Source organism: Paeniclostridium hominis (genome assembly GCF_014306135.1).
GTDB lineage: Bacteria > Bacillota > Clostridia > Peptostreptococcales > Peptostreptococcaceae > Paraclostridium > Paraclostridium hominis.
The window spans coordinates 195,275-218,829 of the sequence record NZ_JACRWD010000001.1; the positions used below are offsets into that span (position 1 = coordinate 195,275).

The following is a 23,555-nucleotide window of genomic DNA, read 5'->3' on the forward strand; positions in this document are numbered from 1 at the left end:
ATACTAGAATAAATTAACAATTAGTAAAATGTACTTTTAGGGTTTTAGAAAGGATGAAGGGGATGAAAAAAATATATGTAGATTTTGAGATGAATATGTCAAATTCTAAGTATGGAAGAGATATAAATAATGCAGATATTATTGCTATTGGGGCAGTTAAATACGATACAATAAATAAAAAAATTTCTAATTTTAAGTCTTTAATAAAGCCTGTTAGTAATATTAATATATACCCTCATATAGAGGAACTTACAAAAATAACTAATGAAGATATTATTAAAGCACCCACCTATGAAGAAGTTATGAGGGATTTTAAGAAATGGTTAGGAAATTTTACAGAAATTGAGGGGATTTATACATTTGGAAATTTAGATTTAACTTGTTTTTCAAATACAGATAGAAGAAGTGCACAAAAGAACAATCATCCTAGATTTGTAAATAATATAAAAGATTTGTTTATAGATATAAAAAAACAATATTTAAACGAAGGGATTAGGTGCATTAATTATGTATCATTAAAAAACTTACTGGAGTATTCAAATGTAGAATTTGATGGAGATGCACATGATCCTTTAGCTGATGCATATAACTTATTTATACTAGACAATACACTATCTTCCAATCGTAAAATAAGAGAATTATTAATTATTAAGGATATCATAAAAAATCCATTTATAGAAATAAATAAAGATTTAAAATCTAAATTTGAAGAATATAAAGATTGTATACATAATAAAAAAAGTAATATAAAATTAGATGACTTATCTATAGAAATATTAAAAACATTTAAATTATATTTAGAATCTATAATTGATATTGATATACATAATATTGAAGAAATAAAAGATATAAATAAAAAATTACTTATATTCGATAATCTTATCGATATAAAAAATGGAAATTTTTATTTATTAGAGAGTACATACTTGGATATGATGGATTTAGTCGATGATTTATTTTATTATAGATTAAATAAAGAGGAATACAAGCAAGAATTAATTAAGATTATAGAATTATTTGAAGAAGATTTAGAGTATGAAAATATAAATATAAATATAAAAAGTTTACTAGAAGCCAGCTACTAAGCCGATTTGAGCAGTAGCTGGTTAGTTTTTATGCCTATAAAAAATATTAAATATAGTAAAAAAATTTAGAAAATTTATTGCATTATGGTAAGAAAATAGAATATAATAGAGGAAAGAAAAACGTTTTGCTACTTGAATAAGACAAGAGGAGGCTTTAAAATGGAAGTTTTAAAAGGAACAATTCTATTACTAATGGTGCTGGCCGCATTTTCTATATTTAGTTATAAGGCACCACATGGTATGAAAGCAATGGGGGCATTAGCAAATGCAGCATGTGCTACATTCTTAGTCGAAGCAATACAATTCTCACTTCTAGGAAATACAATCGGGATACCATTTCTTAGTGAATTAGGATCAATTAGTGGAAAATTAGGTGGTTTAGCAGCAGCATCACTAACTATGGGTGCTTTAGGAGTTTCGCCTGTATATTCAATGTTACTAGGAATAACATGTTCTGGATTAGGAATATTACCAGGATTCATAGCAGGATACTTAATGTCATTTGCCGTTAAATTCTTAGAAGAAAAAGTACCACCAGGACTTGATTTATTAGTTATGGTAATTGTAATGGCACCTATAACAAGAATGATAGGGGTATCATTAGAGCCTGTAGTAAATTCTACTTTATTAAGCATAGGTGATATAATCGCTGGTTCAACAGACTCAAGCCCAATAATAATGGGATTAATTATAGGAGGATTCTTTACTTTATTATCAACATCTCCATTAAGTTCTATGGCACTTACAGCAATGCTAGGTTTAACTGGACTACCTATGGGAATAGCTGCATTATCTATATCAGCTACATCTTTTGCAAATTTCGTATTATTTAAAAAATTAAAATTTGGAGATACAAGAGATACTATATCTGTAGTAATAGAACCATTAACTCAAGCAGATATAATTTCAGCAAATCCAATACCAATATATGTAACAAACTTCATAAGTGGAGCTCTTTGTGGAGTAGTAGTAGCAGCTATGGGACTTATAAACAATGCACCGGGAACAGCAGCACCTTCAGCTGGATTACCTGTTATGTTTGCATATAACCCAGCACAAGAAGTTTTAATATGTATGGCTATATGTGCTGTTATAAGTACTATTGTAGGATTTACAGGAAGTTATGTATTTAGAAATCACAAAATAGTTACAGCAGCAGAAATAAGAGGTTAGATTAAAAAAATATTAAATTATAAAATAATAGGCTATATTAAGATAAAGTTAGTTATGTAAAAAATATTACTTACTAAATTTATTTTGATATAGTCTTTTTTTATTAGTATTAATATGTCGTATGATTAAAATCATTTTTTTGGACTTGCATATATAAATTTATATTATAAGTATATATGTGGGAGGGATTTTAGTGGATAGTATAAAGTCATATTTTGAAATAGTATTTTTAATTTTTATTATTTTATCAGGGATTTTTATAGGAATGAAGTTGATTTTAACAGTTATTGAAATTAGAAAAAATACTTCAAGAAAAATAGTAAGTAGATGTAAATCAAATAAACCTACTTTATTAAGAGGAGAAAGTGGTGATAGTTATAATCAAGGTAGTAGTTTTTTAAATAGTGATATGTATACGTCCAAGAAAAAAGTTAAAAAACATGATAAATATGAAATTGTAAAATATGACAATGGAGATATTTATAAAGGAGAATTGATAGAAGGAAAGAGAAGTGGATTTGGAGTTTGCATATTTGCTAATAAAGATAGATATGAGGGATTATGGAAAGAAGATTCAATGCATAGTATAGGAAAATACTTATATACTGATGGGTCAATTTATAGTGGAGACTTTAAGTTTGGAGTAATTGAAGGTATTGGAATGTATACATTTCCTAATAAAGATATATATAAAGGTGAGTTTAAAAATGGACTTAGAACAGGTAAAGGAATCATATCTTACAATAATGGAGATAAATTTATAGGGATTTTTAAAGATGGATTAAGAAATGGAAGAGGAAGATATATATCAATTAATGGAGATATTTATGAAGGAGAGTATAGTGAAGATAAACTAAATGGTAAAGGAACTTATTCTTATTCATGTGGGAGTAAGTATATTGGAGAGTTTAAAAATAATGTGTATAATGGTCATGGATGTTATACAAATGAAAATGGTGACATATATGAAGGTGAATTTAAATATGGATATAAAAAGGGATATGGAGTGTTAAAGTTTAAGAATGGAGAAATTTATAAAGGGGACTTTAAAGACGATTTATTTCATGGTAAAGGAGCTTACTTTTATAGAGATAAATCTATATATGAAGGTGACTATGAAAATGGGTTAAGATGTGGAGTAGGTGCTTTTACTTGTGATATTTATAGATATATCGGTGAATGGAAAGAAGATTGTAAGTATGGAGTTGGAACATATTACTTATTAGATAAAGCAAAGTTTGAAGTAAATATAAAAGATAATATTATAACGCAAGGTACTTATATAAAAGAAAACAAAGAAGATATAAAAGTAAAAGATATAGATATAAGTAAAGATGAAAAAGAAATTATAAGAAATTTATCTAAGATTATAAAGTAGTTACAATAAAGATACAAAATATATGTTAATATACAAAAATATTTAAAATAAATATATATTATATTTAAGGAGGAGGTTATATGTTTTTAACATGGATTATAATAGGGATAATATTACTAATAATTGAGTCGAGCACCATAAGCTTTGTTTCTCTATTCTTTGCTATTGGATGTTTTGTAGCAGGATTATCCTCACTAATAGTTTCATCAATAGGAACTCAAATCATAATAATGTGTATTGTTTCAATTATAGGAGTAATATTTGGTAGAAAAATACTTCAAAAATATTTTGATGTTAACAAAGAAGTAAAACCATCTACTATAAATGCTTTAATTGGAAAAATTGGAGTTGTGACAAAAGAAATAAATCAAGATGGTATAGGTTTAGTTAAAATAGAAGGAGAAGTATGGAGTGCAACTTCAGTTGATTCAAAATATATACCTAAAGATGTAAACGTTTTAATAAAGTATATAGATGGAGTAAAATTAGTAGTAGAAAAAATATAAGGGGAGGTAAATTTTAATATGTTTACAACAATATTTTTTACTGTTTTAATAATTTTAGTTATAGTTTTAGCTATATCTACTATTAAAATAGTAAAGCAATCAGAAGTTATAATTGTAGAAAGATTAGGAAAGTACAAAATGACAGGAGAGTCAGGTCTTAACATAGTTGTACCAATATTAGATAGAGTAGTTAGAAGGATTGACCTTAGAACTCAAGTTATAGATTCACCGCCACAAGCTGTTATAACTAAAGATAATGTTACTATGTCAATAGATACTGTAGTTTATTATCAAATAACAGACTCATTTAAAGCTACTTATGAAATAGCGAACTTAGTTCAAGCTATAAAGTATTTAACTACAACTACTTTAAGAGATGTAATAGGTACTATGGAATTGGATAAAACATTATCTTCAAGAGATGATGTAAATAATAAGTTAAGAATTATACTTGATGAAGCCACTGATAAATGGGGCGTTAGAGTAGAAAGAGTTGAAATAAAAAATATAGAACTTCCAGAAGATATAAAAGAAGCTATGGAAAAACAAATGAGAGCTGAAAGAGAAAAGCGTGCTATGATACTTCAAGCAGAAGGTAAAAAGCAAGCTGCTATAACTGAATCTCAAGGTCTTAAAGAATCTCAAATATTAAAGGCAGAAGGTGAAAAACAAACTGCTATTTTACATGCAGAGGCACAAAGAGAAGCTCAAATAAGAAAAGCAGAAGGTGAAGCTGAAGCTATTAAAAAAGTTGCAGAAGCTGAAGCTAGTAAAGTAAAAATGGTATATGATGCACTTAAAAATGCAAATATAGATGAAGCTATGTTATCTGTTAAGTATGTAGAAGCTTTAAATGAAATGGCTAAGGGTGATAACAAGGTATTTGTACCTTATGAAGCACAAGGTCTACTTGGTAGCATAGGAGCAATAAAAGAAATAATATCTGATAAAAAATAAAAATTAAAAAAATTTAAATATATAATTTTTAAATAAAAAATGTTTCAAAAAGTTTTTATAACTATTTTGAGGCATTTTTTTATTTGAATAAATAACATATCCTTTGTAATTATCACAATATAACAATTAAGTGTATATAATTGAGTATAAAATTTTATTTAGGTGGTGTGTTTTTATGTATAAAATGAAGTTATTACCTTATAAGGTTACTGAAGTTGGTAGAGATATTAATGTAAGTTCTTATGGAGTAAAAATGATTAGGGCTGATAAATTTTGGAATAAGTCTAGTAGTGGTGAGGGTATAACTGTAGCTATTATAGATACAGGATGTGATATAAATCATGTTGTACTTAAGGATAAAATTATTCACACTAGAAATTTCACTAAAGATGATGAATCTAATAAATTATTAGTTAATGATTATATCGGACATGGTACTCATGTTGCTGGGATTGTTCACAGTGTAGCACCTGCTTGTAATTTAATGATATTAAAAGCCTTAGATAGACATGGAGAAGGTGAGTACAAGTGGACTATAAATGCTATAAATTATGCAATTAGCCAAAAGGTAGATATTATAAGTATGTCGTTAGGAGGATATTTAGATGATGAAAATTTGCATAAAGCTGTTAAAAAAGCCGTAAGTAATAATATATTAGTAGTTTGTGCAGCTGGAAATGATGGAGATAATAATTCTATAACTAATGAATTTTCTTATCCTGCTTCATATAGTGAAGTTATTTCAGTAGGTGCTGTAGATGAAAAAGCTAAACCAGCTTATTTTTCAAATAGTAATAATTTAATAGATGTTATGGCTCCAGGAGTTGGAATTTTGTCAACGTTTAAAAATAACTCATATGCTATTTTAGATGGAACTAGTATGGCGGCACCTCACGTTAGTGGTTCTTTAGCACTTATAAAAAATTATTCAAACAAAGAGTTTAAAAGGATGTTAAGTGAGTCAGAGATATATGCTCAACTTATAAAATTTACTTTAGATTTACATTATGATAAAAATATGCAAGGAAATGGATTAGTATTTTTAGAAACTCCTAAAATGCCTAAGAAAATGTTTAAAAATGGACAAGTGAAAATTACAAAGTGATTAAGCTAAATTTAAATTTTTTTATTAGTATTTTAAGGCAATGGTAAATTTCATATTATCATTGTTTTTTTATTTGTTATAATTATATATACTTATACTTATGAAAATGAGAGGAGTAATTTATGAAAAAAGATTATGTAGTAGTAGATTTAGAAACTACAGGCCTTGATCCATATAAAGGCTGTGAAATTATAGAAATAGGAGTTACAGAGATAAATAATAATAAAATAGGAAGAAATTATTCTAGGCTAATAAAACCAAACGGAATAATTCCTAGTCTTATAACTGATATAACTAATATAAGTAATGAGATGGTAGAAAATGAAAAAAGTCTAGAAGAGGTTTTACCCAAATTTAGACAATATATAGGTGATAAAACTATAATTGCTCATAATGCTAAGTTTGACTTGAAATTTTTAAATTATTATTTAAATAAAATGGGATTAGAGCCTATAAATAATTATATATGTACATTAGAATTATTAAAACAAAATAAAGAATATAAAGGTAAGAATAAAAAATTAGAAACTGCGTGTGAATATTATAATATAGAAAATAAAAATGCACATAGGGCAGATAGTGATACACTAGCAACTGCTAAATTATTTCTTATACTTAATAAATAATAGAGAGCTTTCATATTAATTTAAATTAGTGTGAAAGCTTTTGTATTTTTTGTGTTTATTTAGGAATTAAAATCATAGTATATATAAGTTACAATAAGCACAGTTAGGAGTGACATTTATGGGGGTTGTATTAGAATTATTTTTAGGTGGTGATACTATATTATGAATATAGTTACTAATATAGATTTGAAAATAATAAAACCTTTAAAATCAGAGGGGGTTAACTCTAAGTTATATTTAGTTGAAGATACACAAATGGGAAGACAATTTATAATGAAAAAAATTAAAAAATCATCTTTTAAAAATCCAGATAAATACTTTGAAGAATCAAAAAAGATTTGTAAAGCTAATCATCCTAATATAATAAATATAAATCATGTTTCTTATGATGATGAGCATATATATATAACTATGCCTTATTATAGAAATGGATCTCTACACCACTTATTAGAAACAAAAAACCTAACTATAAGAGAAATAATAAACTATTCTTTAGATTTCTTATCAGCTATTGAATATCTACACAAATTGGGAATTTCTCACTGTGATATAAAACCTAGTAATATACTCATAAATAATGAAAATAAAGCTGTATTAGCAGATTTTGGATCAGCTGTATATTTAAATAAAGATGGAGTAGGTAAATTAAGAAATGTTTACTATAAACACATAGCACCTGAACAGTGTAAAAGTACATTCATAACTAATAAAGTTGATATATACCAAATAGGTACAACTTTATATAGAATGTGCAATGGTAACTTAGAATATAATACTCAATTAAAAAAATATAAAGATATAAATATGGTAAAAATTGCATCAGCCAGTGGAAAATTTCCAAAAAGAAATAAGTACTTACCACATGTACCTAGGGCTATGGTAAATATAATAGAAAAATGTATAAATGTTAAACCTGAAGAAAGATATGAAAATGTATCTGAAATAATTGCTGATATTGAGAATATAAATGAAAATTTAGATTGGAAATACGAAGGAAATGATAAACATTATTATTTTACAAGAAAAAATAATGATAATACTATTATGCAAATTATAGTTAGTGAAGATGAAGGTTATTATAATGTGAAAACTGTAAAATTGAATAAAGAAAATAGAAAGTACAGTGTATATAAGGGTTATTGTTGTGAATATATTGAAAGAAAATCAGATGCTTTTAATGAAGTGAAAAAAATAATAGCCTTACTTTCATACCGATCAAAGTAAGGCTTTTAAAGGGGTAAAATATATTATAAAAAGGGGTTTATTAGGGAATATATTTTATTTGGGGAGTAAAAATTTAAGGTTATCAGGGGAATAACCTTGTAATAATAATAACAAAGTTCGACAAAGCTGTCAACAATTTTCGACAAAAAATATTAAAAAAATATATGAATGAAAAAACATCCTTTGAACAAACTATACCATATTATGTTATAGGAGGAAATTAATGATATACAAGATAAAAAGGATATTTTTAATTTTAAGCATTTTAAGTTTATATATAATAAGTAAAAATAATGTAATTGCATTAGAGAACAATAGAAATATTATATATAATGATATTAATATCAATTATAATGACACCTTAGATATAAAAGTAAAAAAAGTTGATTTGAAAAACAAAAAAGTAAAATTAGATAAAAATTATGAAGGAATGGCTATAATAACATTAGAAGTTAAAAATAAGGATGTAGTAGATGTAGAATTATCTAATATAGATGTATATCCATACCAAAATCATAAATCTACAGAATGCTTTGTAATAACTCAACAAGGAGAAGTTACAGGTATGATTGGTAATTTACAAAGAGGAGATAAAAAAGATATTAAAATAGGTGTAGCTTTAGAAAGTTTAAAATCACCATTAAGATTAGAATTTAAAAATATTGATAAATTTCAACAATACCAAGTTATCAAAAATATTAATTTAAAATAAAAAAAGAAAAGCAATTTGCTTTTCTTTTTTTATATGTATTATTCTGGTTGAGGAGCATCAACAGGACATACGCTGTTGCAAGTTCCACAGTCTATACATGCTTCTGAATCTATAACATATTTATCATCACCAGCAGATATACAACTAACTGGACATTCAGGTTCACAAGCTCCACAACTTATACAAGCATCACTTATTTTATAAGCCATAATAAATACCTCCTAAAAAATTATTCAAGTATATTTATACCACTAAATTTAAATCTTAAACAAAAAAATATAAATTTTTTAAATTAAATTTAAATAATTATAGTTAAAATATATAACAATATAAATCAAAGGATAAAATGAATTTTACTCTTTGATTTATTTGGAATAAAAAGGTATAATTACTCATATATTTAAAAAGGAGCGTAAAAAATGAGTTATTATGATGATGAAAAAAATAAAATAAGACGTAAAAAAGTTAGCTCTAATAATACAAGCTCAAGATCTCAAACTAACCATAAAAGGGTGGAAAACAAAACTGAGAATAAACAAACAAATAATAATAGAAACAATTATTCAAGCAAAGGAAAAAGAGCTAATAAAGGTAGAGCTAAAAAGAAAAAAAAGTCTAAAATGTTTGTTAGTATAATAAAGAAATTACTAATATTTTTATTGATAATATCTTTTATAGGAGCTATATCAGCAAATGTAATTATGAATATAGCATTAAAAGATAGTCCTAAACCTACATATTCTTATATGAAAGAAAAGTCAGTAAGCAGTGAATATGTAAGTATAAGCAAAATACCAGTGGATCTCCAACATGCAATAGTATCTATAGAAGATGAAAGATTCTTTGATCATAAAGGAGTAGATTACTTATCTTTAACTAGGTCAGTTGTTCATAATATATTTAGTAAAAGTACACAAGGTGGAAGTACATTAGAAATGCAAGTTTCTAAGAATCTTTTAACGAGTATGGATCAAACTATAAAACGTAAGATTAAAGATATATACAATGCAAGACAAATGGACAAGAATATGAATAAACGAGAAATATTAGAACTTTACTTAAATAATATGTATTTGGGAAAAGGCATATATGGAGCTCAAAAAGGAGCGCAAGTTTATTTTGGAAAAGATGTAAGTGAATTAAACTTAGGAGAATGCGCTTTACTTGCAGGCATAACAAATAGACCTGGATTATATTCTAAAGATTATAATGCAGCTAAAAAAAGAAGAGACATAATTCTTTATAAAATGCAGGAATTAGGATATATAACAAAAGATGAATATGAAAAAGCTAAAAAAGAAGAAACTCCAATGAATATTAAATAAAAGAGGTGTAGTATGAGTATTTATAAATTTAAGTTTAATGAAAAAGATTATGAATTATCTAAAGAAAATTGTAGTGGATTAATAAATGATGAAGAAAAGCCAGTATCAAATATTAATTTAGATGATATATTAAATATTTTAAATCAAGCACAAGATGTAGACTTCGATTTAGAATATTATCAAGAGGCATGTCCAGAATGTTTAACAGGAGTAAAAGAAAAACAAAAATTCTTTGGATTCTTAGAATATCACTTTTATATATTTACTAAAGATGGTAAGTTTGTAATAAGCGATATAAGTAAAGACTATGAAGGTTTATCATTTAATAAATTAAGTAGAGCTGGAAAAGTAGATGATAGTTATATAGTTAGCGTAATAATGTGTGAACACTGCCTAGATTATATAATTCAAATAGAAAACTGTATAGTATAAAAAAAGCTGCATTCTATGCAGCTTTTTTATTATTTGTTATCGTCCTTATCTTCTTTATTTTCTTTTTTTCTATGTTACGTTCAATATAATAATTCTTATACGTATGGGTACTTTCTACAAAGCCAATACTTTTTAACATTGAATCAAATTCTTCTGGAGTTGGTATATCTTTTTTATCACACATTAAAATATCCTCCTTTTCTATTTTATTTAATAAAAATTATAAATAAGTATTAAAAATCATATTAACTTGAGCTGTAACTTCTAAATCTCCTGAAGATAAATATGAAGAACCAGAATAGGATACATTTTTTTGACTTATAGAGTATTGAGATATACTATTTTCAGATATATTTTCAGGAAGTGGTCTCAACTTAATTGAAAGACTTTTAGCTAAAAGTGAAGATTTATTTAAGGCATCTTGAGTAGCTTTTAAAAGAGCTTCATTATAATGAGGCGATACATTAGATATAGTAAATGTTAAATTAACATTACTATTAGCTCCATTTTCAATAGCTAAAGTATAAATATCACCTAAATTTTCTAAATTAGATACTTCTATTCTTATAGTAGTCGTTATTTCATAAGCTATCAATTCATTTGTTACATTATCATACCTTTTATTTATAGTTACATCATCTGCATTTATTTTTTCTCTTGGAATACCAAAGTCTGATAAACTTAATATAATGTTATTTACAGTATTAGCATTTTCTACTTGAGCTACCTGAACATCTTTATTAGATGTTGTAACTCCAACTGTTAATATTGCCAAATCGGCTTTAACTTTAACTATTCCAACTCCATTTACAGATAACTGTCCTTTTTCTCTCATTGTATTCATATTCATATACTGCATAAATTACCTCCTTTAAAATTACATTTAGTATAAATATACTAATAAATAAGAGAAATTATGATTACAGTATAATAGAAAGCTAGCAAAGTATTGTATAGATGCAAGAGACATTAAAAGATAGTATAATAAATTAATATATTAAAATTAGGAGGAGCGTATGCAACCATTAGCAGATAGATTAAGACCACAACAAATAGAAGATATGGTAGGACAATCTCATATAATAGGCAAAGGAAAAATTATAAATAAACTTATAGAAAATAAAACCATTCCAAATATGATACTATATGGACCTCCTGGAACTGGAAAAACTACGTTGGCAAATATAATTGCTAATGTTACAGGCAAAAAATATGTAAAATTAAATGCTGTAAACTGTGGGGTTAAAGAAATAAATGAAGTTATAGATTCTGCTAAAAGAGATTTATTTTCATACAATGGTATAATTTTAATGCTAGATGAGATTCAGGCATTAAATAGAAAACAGCAACAATCCTTACTTGAAGTTATTGAAGATGGATCGGTAACATTAATTGCAAGTACAGCTGATAATCCATATTTTGTAGTATATAAAGCTATTTTAAGTAGAAGCACTATATTTGAATTTAAACAAATAAATAAAGAAGATATACTTAAAGGACTTCAAAGGGCAGTAGAAAGACTAAAAAGTATTAATACATATGATAGTATTAATGTTGAAGATAAAGCACTAGAATATATAGCACAGACTTGCAATGGAGATATGAGAAGTGCGTTAAATAAATTAGAATTAGTTTTTAATGTAGGAATAGATATTGTTTCTAACACTGTAAATATAACTCTAGATAATGTAATAGAGTGTTCGAGTGTAAAAATGTTAAATTACGATAAAGGTGGAGATGATGGATATTCTATACTTTCAGCATTTCACAAATCTTTAAGAGGCTCTGATATAGATGCATCTATACACTATCTAGCAAGACTTATTAAGGCTGGAGATATTCAAGGAATAACTAGAAGATTACTTTGTGTAGCAAGTGAAGATGTAGGACTAGCAGTGCCACAGGCTATAACTATAACTGAAGCTTGTGTTTCATCTGCACTGCAATTAGGGTTTCCAGAAGCACGAATACCTCTTTCGCAAGCTACTATTTATTTAGCACAGTGTCCAAAATCAAATTCAGCAGTTATGGCTATAGAATCAGCATTAGCAGACTTAGACAATATAGAAACAGGAGACATTCCTCTACATTTAAAAGATGCACATTATTTAGGTGCTAAAAATTTAGGTAGAGGTGTTGATTATAAGTATCCTCATAATTATCCTAATCATTATGTAAAACAACAATACCTACCAGATGCTATAAAAGATAAAAAGTATTATATTCCAGGAGAAAATAAAAATGAAAAATCATTTGAACAATATTGGAATAGTGTGAAAAATAACAAATAAAAATAATGGTGGTAAAATGTTTACTACCATTATTTTTATGCAAAATTTAACTATACTCTTTTATAAATAATTGGATCAACAAATCCAAAAGTTATCTTATCATTTTTATAGAAAACTTCACTTACATACAAAGTTGAAGCTTCTATCTTTTCTTTAAGCTCAAATTTAGTAACAGGAGTGAAATAACTAATACTTTCGCCTGTAAATACACCATTACACTCATTATATATCATAGGTGTAAACTTTTCTGATTTAACTAAATTGTTATAGTCCATAACTAAATCATGATTATCATTTCTAAAATCCTCTTTAGATATTTCCTTAGGAAGCTCATAAGAAGTTAAAACAACTTTATTATCTTCATTCAAAGTAAATAAAAATAAATGAGGCAAGATATTGTTAAAGTTTCCTTGTTTATAATAACTTTCTTCTATAACAAAATAACCATCAAAATTATCCGGTAAGTTTTTAATCTTATTATTACATATGCCATTTATATGTTTTGCATAAGGATGTTTTATATCACCATTTTTAAGCTCTTTTTCTATTTGTTCGTCGTTATTAAATGTACCGCATAAATTTTTTACAAATATATCTAATACAGTCATAATTAATCCTTCTTTCTTAAGTTTGATATTTAGTTACTAAAAAGCTTAATTCTTTAAAATAAATTTACCACTAGAAAAAATTTATTACAAGTATGTTTATTGAAAAAATTTCCAAAAGATTTATATGCAAATATGTTTATGAAGGAAAGAATTAATTAAGCTAGAATAATTAATTTATTAAAAACATATTATTTAACATAAAATTTAAGTATCGGAGGCTATAATGATTTTAAAGTTAAGTGAAGATTATGATAATCAACTTATTAATTATTTAAATCAAGAAGAAAATTTTAATTTAGTAATCGGTGAGGATATAAAAAGATATGGATATGATAATTGTTTTTTTAACATATGGGCAAACTTTGATTTAGTTGGTAACATAAAAGGTCTATTAATTCAGTATTTTGATATACTTACACTTTATTCTTATGATAATGATGATGTAGTTAGCTTTGTTAATTATATAAACAAACTACCGTATAGAGTTATAAATGGTAAAATAGATACTTTAAAATATATAGAACCTTATATTTCTTATGGTAAAAAAAGAATAGTAAATTTTTGTGCATTAAAAAATTTAAAATTTTTAAATGATTATGAAATAGATTCAAGCGTAAAAAAAATAAGATTTGGGAAGATAAATAAAATACTAGAGCTTTATGAAAATATAGGCGAATTTGAAAATACTACTATAAAGAGTATAAAAAGTAATTTGAAAAGTGGAAGAGGTTATTATATAGAAGAAAATAAAAAAGTAGTATCTATGGCAAAATCAACTTCTGAAAATAGCACTCATGCTATGGTTGTAGGTGTAGGAACTCACCCAATGTATAGAAATAAAGGATATGCAACTAAATGCGTGGTAAAATTATGTAATAGTTTATTAAATGATAAAAAAACACCTTGTCTTTTTTATGATAATGAAGAGGCAGGAAAAATTTATAAAAAAATAGGGTTTAAAGAACTAGGTCAGTGGGTAAATTATTATAAGTGAATTTATTTAAAGGAGTGAATAATATTAGAATTTACTCCTTTTTTAATTCCTAGAAAAATACTATGAATTTAATGTTGACAAAAATACTATGATATAATAAAATAAATTTGAAGATAAAACCTAGTAAGTTAGTCGGGAATACCTATTTGAAAAGAAGGTGTAAAAAATGAAGCTATCAACTAAAGGTAGATACGGACTAAAAGCAATGTTTGAGCTTTCACTTACTCAAAGAGATGGACCAGTACCATTAAGGCAGATAGCTCAAAGACAAAATATATCAGAACAATATCTTGAACAGATATTTTCATCACTTAAAAAGTCTGGATTGATAAAAAGTGTAAGAGGTGCTCAAGGAGGATATTTATTAGGTAAAGAACCTAAAGATATAACAGTTGGAGATATACTAAGAGTACTTGAGGGACCTATTTCAATTTCAGATTGTGTAATGGATGAACATGCATGTGAAAACTCTGGAATTTGCGTTGCCAAAGTTGTTTGGGAAAGAATTAAGCAAGGGATAGAGGATGTTATAAACTCAATAACACTTCAAGATATGGTAGATGATTATAATAAAAATAAAAATAAAAATATAAATGATATAACAGATTTAATTATAAAATAGATTTAGGAGATGAATAAAATGGAAAAAAGAAAGATATATATGGATTATTCGGCTACAACTCCTGTTAAAAAAGAGGTATTAGAGGCTATGATGCCTTACTTTACTGAAACTTTCGGAAATGCATCAAGTTTCCATTCTTTCGGGAGAGATGCTAAAAACGTATTAGATAAATCAAGAGCAACAGTTGCAGAACTTATAAATGCAAAACCAAATGAAATATACTTTACAGCTGGTGGAACAGAAAGTGATAACTGGGCTATAGAAGGAGTTGCTTTTGCAAATAAAGCAAAAGGAAACCATATAATAACTTCTAAAGTAGAACATCATGGGATACTTCATGTTTGTGAATACTTAGAAAAACATCACGGATTTGAAGTAACTTACTTAGATGTTGATGCAGATGGTAGAGTAAATGCACAAGATGTTGAAAAAGCTATAACAGACAAAACTATATTAATAAGTATAATGTTTGCTAATAATGAAGTTGGAACAATTCAACCTATAAAAGAAATAGGGGAAATAGCTAAGAAACACAATGTTATATTCCACACAGATGCTGTCCAAGCTGCAGGAAATATACCTATAGATGTTAAAGAATTAAATATAGACTTAATGAGTATGTCATCTCATAAAATCTATGGACCTAAAGGTATAGGTGCTTTATACATAAGAACTGGTGTTAAATTACACACTTTCGTTCATGGTGGAGCACAAGAAAGAAGAAGAAGAGCTGGTACTGAAAATATACCTGGTATAGTTGGATATGCTAAAGCATGTGAACTTGCGAAAGCTAATATGGGTGAGCATATAGAAAGATTAACTGCTTTAAGAACTAGACTTATAGATGGTATATTAGAAAGAATACCTCATACAAAAGTTAACGGAAGTTTAGAATATAGACTTCCAGGAAATGTAAACTTCTCATTTGAATTTATAGAAGGAGAAGGAATATTATTAATGTTAGATATGTTAGGTATAGCTGCATCAAGTGGATCAGCTTGTACTTCAGGATCACTAGATCCATCTCATGTACTTATGGCTATGGGATTACCTCATGAGATAGCTCATGGTTCATTAAGACTTAGCATAGGAGATTTTACAACAGAAGAAGATATCGATTTTATAATAGATAATTTACCAAAGATAATAGAAAGATTAAGAAGTATGTCGCCATTATATAACAAATTAGACAAGGGAGGTAAGTAATATGCAATACAGTGAAAAAGTTATGGACCATTTCATGAATCCAAGAAATGTTGGAGAAATAGAAAATGCAAGTGGAGTAGGAGAAGTTGGAAACGTAAAATGTGGAGATATAATGAGAATATATCTTGATATAGATAATGATACTAAAGTTATAAATGACGTTAAGTTTATGACTTTCGGATGCGGATCAGCTATAGCAAGTTCTTCTATGGCTACAGAATTAATAAAAGGAAAAACTATAGATGAAGCTTTAGAAATAACTAATAAAGCTGTTGCAGAAGCTTTAGATGGTTTACCACCAGTTAAAATGCACTGTTCAGTTTTAGCTGAGCAAGCTATAAAAGCTGCGTTAATAGATTATTCTAAAAAGAATAATATACACATAGCTGCATTAGATGGTGTTGTTATAGAAGATGATCACGATCATCATCATGATGTTGAAGAAGAAGAGTAAGATAATATTAAATTAAAAAGGAGCATTTGCTCCTTTTTTTTATGTGAATTTTTATATTTAATGAAACTATTTAAGTGTGTATTTCGTCTAATATATGATAAGATTTTTTAAATTGTAAGAAAATCTTAAGATTTATATTAATTATTTCTTAAGATTTATACTTTATTATATGAATATAGAAAAAAGTAGGATTAAGAGGGTGTAATAATGTATAATCAAATTCGATGATTAATTTAAGAGAGGTATATAAATGAGCAATATTTTAGTAGTAGATGATGATAAGGAAATAGTAGATTCTATTGAAATTTATTTGAAAAATGAAGGGTTTAATATATTTAAAGCTTATGATGGGATAGAGGCTTTAGATAGACTAATTAACAATGATATACATTTAATTCTCATGGATATTATGATGCCAAAATTGGATGGAATAAAGGCAACTATAAAGATTAGAGAAGAAAAAAATATTCCTATAATATTGATTTCAGCTAAAAGTGAAGATAGTGACAAAATTATTGGATTAAATATAGGGGCAGATGATTATATAACTAAGCCATTTAATCCATTAGAACTTATAGCTAGAACTAAATCTCAATTGAGAAGATATATAAAATTAGGAACCTATGAAGCACAAGAAAATAAAGATATTCTTCAAAGTGGAGATTTAAAATTAAATATTAGTACAAAAGAAGTTTTTGTAGAAGATGAATTTGTAAAACTTACTCCTATAGAATTTAAGATACTAAATCTTTTATTATCTAATAAAGGTAGAGTATTTTCTATAGATGAAATATATGAAAAGGTGTGGAAAGAAGATAGCTTTAATGCAGAAAATACTGTAAGTGTACATATTAGGAGGATTAGAGAAAAAATAGAGATTAATCCTAAAGAACCAAGATATTTAAAGGTGGTGTGGGGAGTTGGCTATAAAGTCGAGAAGTTATAATATATTCAAAATAAAAAGATGGAATATACAATTAGTTTTACATTTTGTAATGTTACTTATATTTTTCTTTTTTACTCAGTTAGGGGCTGTATTAATAGGATGTACATATTTAGAAGGAAAAATAATATTACAATTTGTAGGTTTAATTATTGCGAATTTTATATTTTATAAAGCTATGACTGGGATGAATTTATTGTAAAAAGAAAAGCAGGTGGACAAATGGGAAAATTAAATAAAGGTAATAAATGGATAAAAATTGTATTTTTAATTATATTTTTGATATCAACTTCAATATTTTTAGCAACAGGGCAAAAAATGATAGAGGGATATGAATTTCATTATATAAAACAAAGTAACTTATTAGAAAAAAGTAATAAAATATATGCAGATAATTTTTTTGAAACGGATAACTTTGATAATCAAATTCTTCAAAATTTAATAGATAGAATGGTGGTAGCAACTTCAAATTCAGGTGATTATGAAAATGAATCGATAGAAAATGCAAAGAAAGATTTAAGTGAATTTAAAGATGTAAAATTTTTTATAAAAAATAATTCAACAGGTAAAGTTTATACAAATACTAATTATGAAAGTAATAAAGTTTTTAGAGAAAATCAAAAGGATTATTGTAATATAGAAATTGATTTAAATAATAATGAAGGCACATATACAAAAATAATCGATAAAAAAAGATTATCATCAAGTATATATTCAAATTATTTTTGGGTAATGCAAGATAAACCAGAACCTATATCAATAAGTATATCAATTCCCAAACAGATAAATAATTATGAGCCATTTGGATTAAGGTCATATCAAGATGATTTTAAACATTCACGTAATAATATAGATATTTTATTTAAAGTTTTAATATCTTCTGGTATTATAAGTATAATTTCTTTAATAGCGTGTATAAAAGCTAAAGGAAAATTTATTAACAAGGATGGATTACTTTTAAATATATATAGAAAAATACCTATAGAAATTCATATTGTAGGCATAACCATGCTACTCTTTTTATTGATTTTAAATTTTAGTTATATTATATCTATAATTGCTAAATTTATATCCATTACATTAATTATAGTGTGGATAATTTACTTTAAAAATCTAGATAAAAAGAAAGATTTAATAACTAATAGCATTACTTACAATATATGTAGGTTTTTTATAAACATAATTAAAAATATTATTAAGTATAAAAATAAACTACCCTTAGTAAAGAGATTAATTTTAGTAGAATTAATAATAGTAATTATTGCAGGTTTTATGTTTATATTTTTATATACAACTTGGTATTGGCAAGACCCATTTTTTATGCTAATTGCAATAATTGGTTTTTTAACTTTAAGTTTAATTATAATAACAGGTATTATATTAAATAAAATAGATTATTTAGATAACATAATAGAAGGAACTAAAAAAATAAAAAGTGGAAATATAAATCATAAAATAGAAGTAAAAGGTAATGATAGATTGGCTACATTTGCACAAGATATAAATAATTTGAGTGAAGGTCTTGAAAGTGCAATAGATGAAAAGTTTAAAAGTAAGAGAATGAAGGCTGAACTTATAACAAATGTAAGCCATGATTTAAAAACACCATTAACTTCTATAATAAACTATGTAGATTTGATAAAAAAAGAAGAAAATATACAACCAGAGTATTTAAAAGATTATATAAATGTATTAGATAATAAATCAAAAAGATTAAAAGTTCTTATAGAAGATTTATTTGAAGCTAGCAAAGCTAGTAGTGGTAATATAGAACTTAATATTGAAAAGTTAGATTTAAATCAATTATTAAGACAAAGTATTGGAGAAAATGAAGAAAAACTTACAAATTCTAATTTGAATTTAAAAGTAAACTTACTAAAAGAACCTGTATATATAAATTGCGATGGGAAAAGAATGTATAGGGTATTTGAAAATTTATTAATAAATATTTCTAAGTATTCACTTGAGAATACTAGAGTTTATATAGATATGAAAGTAGATGAAGATAAAGTATATTTATCTTTTAAAAATATTTCAGCTTATGAACTTAATTTTGAAGCAGATGAAATAATTGAAAGGTTTAGAAGGGGAGATTTATCTAGAAACACAGAAGGTAGTGGATTAGGGCTTGCTATTGCTCGTGATTTAGTGGAACTTCAAGGTGGAGAATTTAATATACAGATAGATGGAGATTTGTTTAAAGTAAACTTGGAATTTAAAAAAGTATAGGGAGTAAAAAAAGAACCTGTTGCCAGGTTCTTTTTTATTACTTCATTTCTACTAATAATTGTTTATCCTTTACAAGTTCATCTTGTTTTACAAGTATGTCTTTAATTATGCCATCAGTTTTTGCAACTATAACAGTTTCCATTTTCATAGCTTCAATAACTATAATTGGCTCATTTTTCTTAACAGATTGATTTTCTTTAACTAAAACTTTAACGACTTTTCCTGGTATACTAGCACCTATTTGTAATGGGTTATTCATATCTGCTTTTACTATATCTTTTATATTTGAGCAGTAGTTATTATCCTTTATTTCTATATCTCTCATCATTCCATTTAGCTCAAATGATAAGGTTCTTGTTCCATCTTCTTTTACATCTCCAATTTCTATCAACTTTATAGTTAAAACTTTACCTTCTTCAATTTCTACCTCACATTCTTCACCAATAGATAAACCATAGAAGTAAACATGACTTTCAAGTTTAGATATATCATTATATAATTGTAAATGCTTTAGATAGTTCTCATAAACCTTAGGGTATAGGGTATAACTTAATATATTTCTGATATTTGAATCCATTTTAAATTTATCATCAAGATACTTTTTAATATTTTCAAAGTTTTCATTTTCTATTAATGTTCCAGGTCTAGTTGTTATAGGTTTATCCCCTTTTAATACTATTTTTTGAATATCCTTAGGAATGCCACCTTCAGGTTGACCTATCATACCTTTGCAATAATCAACTACTGAGTCTGGGAAAGCTAAGTTTTTCCCTTCTATTAATATATTATTTTTATCAAGTTTATTTTTTACCATAAATATAGCTAAGTCACCAACAACTTTAGATGATGGAGTTACTTTTATTATATCTCCTAATATATAGTTTGATTCTTTATATTTTTCTTTTACTTGGTCAAATTTATCAGATAAACCTAAGCTATCAACTTGAGGTTTTAAGTTAGTGTATTGACCACCAGGTATTTCATATTTATATATTTCAGCAGATGGATTACTTAAATCACTTTCAAATTTAGAATATACTTTTCTCAAATCTTTGTAATAATTTCCTAATTCTTCATATCCATATAAATCTATTTTAGTATCTCTTTCTGTATTTTTTAAAGCTTCCACAATAGCATTTAAAGATGGTTGGCTTGTAAGAGACGACATTGTTTCAAGTGCAGTATCTACAATATCAACTCCAGCTTCACTAGCCATTAAAATAGTTGCAACACCATTTCCACTAGTATCATGTGTATGAAGATGAATAGGAGCATCTACATTTGTTTTTAACTCTTTTATAAGCTTATAGGCTGCATAGGGCTTTAAAAGTCCAGCCATATCTTTTATACATATTATATCTGAACCTAATTCTTCTAGCTGCTTAGCCATATTTATATAATATTCTAAGTTATATTTACTCTTTGAAGGGTCTAGAATGTCTCCTGTATAACAAATTGTAGATTCTACTATTTTTCCAGCTTCAAGAGCAGTATAAATAGATGGTTTCATATTTTCTACCCAGTTTAGAGAGTCAAATATTCTAAAAATATCTATACCTTTATTAGAAGACTCTTTTAAAAATTCCTTTATAACATTATCCGGATAATTTTTATATCCAACACCATTAGAAGCTCTAAATAGCATTTGAAACATTATATTAGGTATTTCTTCTCTTAATTTTTCTAATCTTAACCATGGAGATTCTTTTAAAAATCTATAAGCTACATCATAAGTAGCACCTCCCCACATCTCAAGGGAAAATAAATCTTTCATATATTCATTTGTTGGTTTTGCTACTTTTAGCAAATCATAGCTTCTAAGTCTTGTAGCAAGAAGCGATTGATGAGCATCTCTCATTGTAGTATCTGTTATTAATAATTTTTTCTCATTTTTTATAGTATCTATATATTTTTTCTTACCAAGTTTATTAAATAAATCTCTACTGCCTTCTTTATTTACAATAGAATCTTCTAACTTAGGAGTATATATAGTTTGGAACTTAGGCTTTTTGCTACATTTATTTTCATTAACTATTGTATTTCCTATAAATTGCAGTAATTTTGTTCCTCTATCTTTACTTTCTTTTATATCAAATAAATCAGGGTTTTCATCAATGAATTTGGTACTACATTTTCCATCTGCAAATATTTTATTATTTAATACGTTAATTAAAAATCCAACATTTGTTTTAACTCCTCTAATTCTAAGTTCTTTTATAGAACGGATAGTTTTATTTATTGCCCCTTTAAAAGTTCTATCCCAAGAAATAGTTTTGACTAATAAACTGTCATAATAAGGACTTATAGTAGAACCTGTAAATCCATTGCCACCATCGAGTCTTATACCAAATCCTGAACCAGTTCTATAAACTTGAACTTTTCCAGTATCGGGCATAAAATTATTTTTTGGATCTTCAGTTGTTATTCTACACTGAATAGAGTAGCCTCTTATTTGTATGTCTTCTTGATTTTTAATATTTATTTCTTCACCATCTAATCTATGACCTTGGGCAATTAATATTTGACTTTGAACTATATCGATTCCTGTTATCATTTCAGTAACTGTATGTTCAACTTGAACTCTAGGATTCATTTCTATAAAATAAAAATTTTCATTTTCATCAACTAAAAATTCAAGTGTACCAGCATTTACATAGCCTACATGTTTGGCTATTTTTACTGCACATTTGCATATTTTTTCACGCAATTGAGTAGATAATGAAAATGCAGGAGCATATTCAATGATTTTTTGATGTCTTCTTTGAACTGAGCAATCTCTTTCGTATAAATGAACAATATTTCCATACATATCACCAAGTATTTGAACTTCTATATGCTTAGGATTTACTATAAATTTTTCTATAAAAATTATATCTTCACCAAAGGCTTTTTTAGATTCACTGCAAGCAGTTTCATATTCTATGCCTAAATTATTTTCATCATATACAACTCTCATACCTCTACCGCCACCACCATTAGAGGCTTTAAGCATGATAGGATATCCTATTTGACTGGCAATTTCTTTAGCTTCTTCAATACTCTTAATAGGTTTGTCAATACCAGGGATAGTAGGGACACTTACGTTTTTTGCTATTTGCTTAGAGTTTATTTTATCTCCCATCATATTCATTATATCTGCAGATGGACCTATAAATATTATTCCGTTTTCTTCACATTTACGTACAAATTCTGGATTTTCAGATAGAAATCCATATCCAGGATGTATTGCATCTACGTTTTTTTCTTTAGCTAATTTTATTATTGCATCTATATCTAAATAAGCATCTATAGGACCTTTATCTTCTCCAATTAGATATGATTCATCAGCCTTAGTCCTAAATAATGAATATTTATCTTCCTTACTGTATATACACACGCTTTTTATTCCTAATTCAGAGCAAGCTCTAAATATTCTAATGGCAATTTCACCTCTGTTGGCAACAAGTATTTTATTTATTTTTTTAAGCATAAAAGCAAAAACTCCTTTCGTTTCTTTTAATATTAAAGAGTATATAGTATTTAACTTTAATTTTAAATAGTAAAAATGAAGTTCCTTAATAAATAAGATGAATATATATATTTGAATAATTTTTATGGTTTGAAAATATATAATTATCTTATTAAATAGGGGTCAAAAAGTTTAAAATCCTTAAAATGTATAATTACTTCATAAAATTTAAGTATA

The 23,555-nt window shown here is 26.3% G+C and carries 24 protein-coding genes; 19 read left to right on the forward strand and 5 right to left on the reverse strand.

Going from position 1 to position 23,555, the window contains the following annotated elements; all coding sequences use genetic code 11:
- Positions 1-62: 62 nt before the first annotated feature.
- The 9 genes from H8891_RS00955 to H8891_RS00995 all read left to right on the forward strand — a co-directional run bounded on the left by H8891_RS00955 (position 63) and on the right by H8891_RS00995 (position 8,766).
- Positions 63-1,085, forward strand: coding sequence for a 3'-5' exonuclease (locus tag H8891_RS00955; protein WP_187004823.1), 1,023 nt, complete (start codon positions 63-65; stop codon positions 1,083-1,085).
- A gap of 159 nt (positions 1,086-1,244) precedes the next feature.
- Entirely contained in the window at positions 1,245-2,258 is a 1,014-nt protein-coding gene (locus tag H8891_RS00960; RefSeq protein WP_147546451.1) for a PTS sugar transporter subunit IIC, read from the forward strand.
- Between the two features lie 193 nt (positions 2,259-2,451).
- Positions 2,452-3,636 carry an MORN repeat-containing protein gene (locus tag H8891_RS00965; protein ID WP_187004824.1) on the forward strand — a complete coding sequence of 395 codons (1,185 nt, stop codon included), beginning with the start codon at positions 2,452-2,454 and terminating at the stop codon, positions 3,634-3,636.
- A gap of 80 nt (positions 3,637-3,716) precedes the next feature.
- A complete protein-coding gene (locus H8891_RS00970) occupies positions 3,717-4,142 on the forward strand; it encodes an NfeD family protein (protein WP_187004825.1) in 426 nt (141 codons plus the stop codon).
- A gap of 18 nt (positions 4,143-4,160) precedes the next feature.
- Positions 4,161-5,099 carry an SPFH domain-containing protein gene (locus tag H8891_RS00975; RefSeq protein ID WP_147546458.1) on the forward strand — a complete coding sequence of 313 codons (939 nt, stop codon included), beginning with the start codon at positions 4,161-4,163 and terminating at the stop codon, positions 5,097-5,099.
- A 175-nt stretch (positions 5,100-5,274) separates the two neighbouring features.
- A complete protein-coding gene (locus tag H8891_RS00980) occupies positions 5,275-6,204 on the forward strand; it encodes a S8 family peptidase (protein WP_207723516.1) in 930 nt (309 codons plus the stop codon).
- A 122-nt stretch (positions 6,205-6,326) separates the two neighbouring features.
- Positions 6,327-6,830 carry a 3'-5' exonuclease gene (locus H8891_RS00985; RefSeq protein WP_187004826.1) on the forward strand — a complete coding sequence of 168 codons (504 nt, stop codon included), beginning with the start codon at positions 6,327-6,329 and terminating at the stop codon, positions 6,828-6,830.
- Between the two features lie 162 nt (positions 6,831-6,992).
- Positions 6,993-8,054 (forward strand): serine/threonine-protein kinase, encoded by a 1,062-nt coding sequence (locus H8891_RS00990; protein ID WP_187004827.1) that lies wholly within the window; start codon positions 6,993-6,995, stop codon positions 8,052-8,054.
- Between the two features lie 223 nt (positions 8,055-8,277).
- Positions 8,278-8,766: a hypothetical protein gene (locus tag H8891_RS00995; RefSeq protein ID WP_187004828.1), complete on the forward strand. Its 489-nt coding sequence runs from the start codon at positions 8,278-8,280 to the stop codon at positions 8,764-8,766.
- Positions 8,767-8,804: 38 nt separating this feature from the next.
- On the opposite strand, the gene H8891_RS01000 is transcribed toward H8891_RS00995, so the two are convergent.
- Entirely contained in the window at positions 8,805-8,975 is a 171-nt protein-coding gene (locus H8891_RS01000; RefSeq protein ID WP_147546468.1) for a DUF362 domain-containing protein, read from the reverse strand.
- Positions 8,976-9,185: 210 nt separating this feature from the next.
- Between H8891_RS01000 and H8891_RS01005 the strand changes: the two genes are divergently transcribed.
- Together H8891_RS01005 and H8891_RS01010 are read left to right on the forward strand one after the other, a co-directional pair.
- A complete protein-coding gene (locus H8891_RS01005; RefSeq protein ID WP_187004829.1) occupies positions 9,186-10,091 on the forward strand; it encodes a transglycosylase domain-containing protein in 906 nt (301 codons plus the stop codon).
- A gap of 12 nt (positions 10,092-10,103) precedes the next feature.
- Complete coding sequence (locus tag H8891_RS01010) at positions 10,104-10,523, forward strand: DUF3785 domain-containing protein (RefSeq protein ID WP_187004830.1); 420 nt, start codon at positions 10,104-10,106, stop codon at positions 10,521-10,523.
- 13 nt (positions 10,524-10,536) lie between these two features.
- Here the strand turns inward: H8891_RS01010 and H8891_RS01015 are convergent, their stop codons facing one another.
- Both H8891_RS01015 and H8891_RS01020 read right to left on the reverse strand, forming a co-directional pair.
- Positions 10,537-10,707 (reverse strand): hypothetical protein, encoded by a 171-nt coding sequence (locus H8891_RS01015; protein WP_187004831.1) that lies wholly within the window; start codon positions 10,705-10,707, stop codon positions 10,537-10,539.
- A 36-nt stretch (positions 10,708-10,743) separates the two neighbouring features.
- Positions 10,744-11,382, reverse strand: a complete 639-nt coding sequence (locus tag H8891_RS01020) for an SIMPL domain-containing protein (RefSeq protein ID WP_187004832.1) — start codon at positions 11,380-11,382, stop codon at positions 10,744-10,746.
- Positions 11,383-11,539: 157 nt separating this feature from the next.
- Between H8891_RS01020 and H8891_RS01025 the strand changes: the two genes are divergently transcribed.
- Complete coding sequence (locus H8891_RS01025) at positions 11,540-12,814, forward strand: replication-associated recombination protein A (protein WP_187004833.1); 1,275 nt, start codon at positions 11,540-11,542, stop codon at positions 12,812-12,814.
- Between the two features lie 50 nt (positions 12,815-12,864).
- Here the strand turns inward: H8891_RS01025 and H8891_RS01030 are convergent, their stop codons facing one another.
- Entirely contained in the window at positions 12,865-13,422 is a 558-nt protein-coding gene (locus H8891_RS01030; RefSeq protein ID WP_187004834.1) for a hypothetical protein, read from the reverse strand.
- Between the two features lie 223 nt (positions 13,423-13,645).
- On the opposite strand from H8891_RS01030, the gene H8891_RS01035 reads away from it, so the two are divergent.
- The 7 genes from H8891_RS01035 to H8891_RS01065 all read left to right on the forward strand — a co-directional run bounded on the left by H8891_RS01035 (position 13,646) and on the right by H8891_RS01065 (position 19,870).
- Entirely contained in the window at positions 13,646-14,416 is a 771-nt protein-coding gene (locus H8891_RS01035) for a GNAT family N-acetyltransferase (RefSeq protein WP_187004835.1), read from the forward strand.
- Positions 14,417-14,582: 166 nt separating this feature from the next.
- Positions 14,583-15,038 carry an RrF2 family transcriptional regulator gene (locus H8891_RS01040; protein ID WP_187004836.1) on the forward strand — a complete coding sequence of 152 codons (456 nt, stop codon included), beginning with the start codon at positions 14,583-14,585 and terminating at the stop codon, positions 15,036-15,038.
- Between the two features lie 18 nt (positions 15,039-15,056).
- Positions 15,057-16,244, forward strand: a complete 1,188-nt coding sequence (gene nifS, locus H8891_RS01045; RefSeq protein ID WP_187004837.1) for a cysteine desulfurase NifS — start codon at positions 15,057-15,059, stop codon at positions 16,242-16,244.
- A gap of 1 nt (position 16,245) precedes the next feature.
- A complete protein-coding gene (gene nifU, locus H8891_RS01050; RefSeq protein ID WP_147546486.1) occupies positions 16,246-16,698 on the forward strand; it encodes a Fe-S cluster assembly scaffold protein NifU in 453 nt (150 codons plus the stop codon).
- Between the two features lie 250 nt (positions 16,699-16,948).
- Complete coding sequence (locus tag H8891_RS01055) at positions 16,949-17,644, forward strand: response regulator transcription factor (RefSeq protein ID WP_187004838.1); 696 nt, start codon at positions 16,949-16,951, stop codon at positions 17,642-17,644.
- Positions 17,619-17,843, forward strand: coding sequence for a hypothetical protein (locus H8891_RS01060; RefSeq protein WP_147546490.1), 225 nt, complete (start codon positions 17,619-17,621; stop codon positions 17,841-17,843). The genes H8891_RS01055 and H8891_RS01060 overlap by 26 nt, the downstream gene beginning before the upstream one ends.
- A 20-nt stretch (positions 17,844-17,863) precedes the next feature.
- Positions 17,864-19,870, forward strand: coding sequence for a HAMP domain-containing sensor histidine kinase (locus H8891_RS01065; protein WP_187004839.1), 2,007 nt, complete (start codon positions 17,864-17,866; stop codon positions 19,868-19,870).
- Positions 19,871-19,907: 37 nt separating this feature from the next.
- On the opposite strand, the gene H8891_RS01070 is transcribed toward H8891_RS01065, so the two are convergent.
- Positions 19,908-23,339 carry a pyruvate carboxylase gene (locus H8891_RS01070; protein ID WP_187004840.1) on the reverse strand — a complete coding sequence of 1,144 codons (3,432 nt, stop codon included), beginning with the start codon at positions 23,337-23,339 and terminating at the stop codon, positions 19,908-19,910.
- Positions 23,340-23,555: the final 216 nt, after the last annotated feature.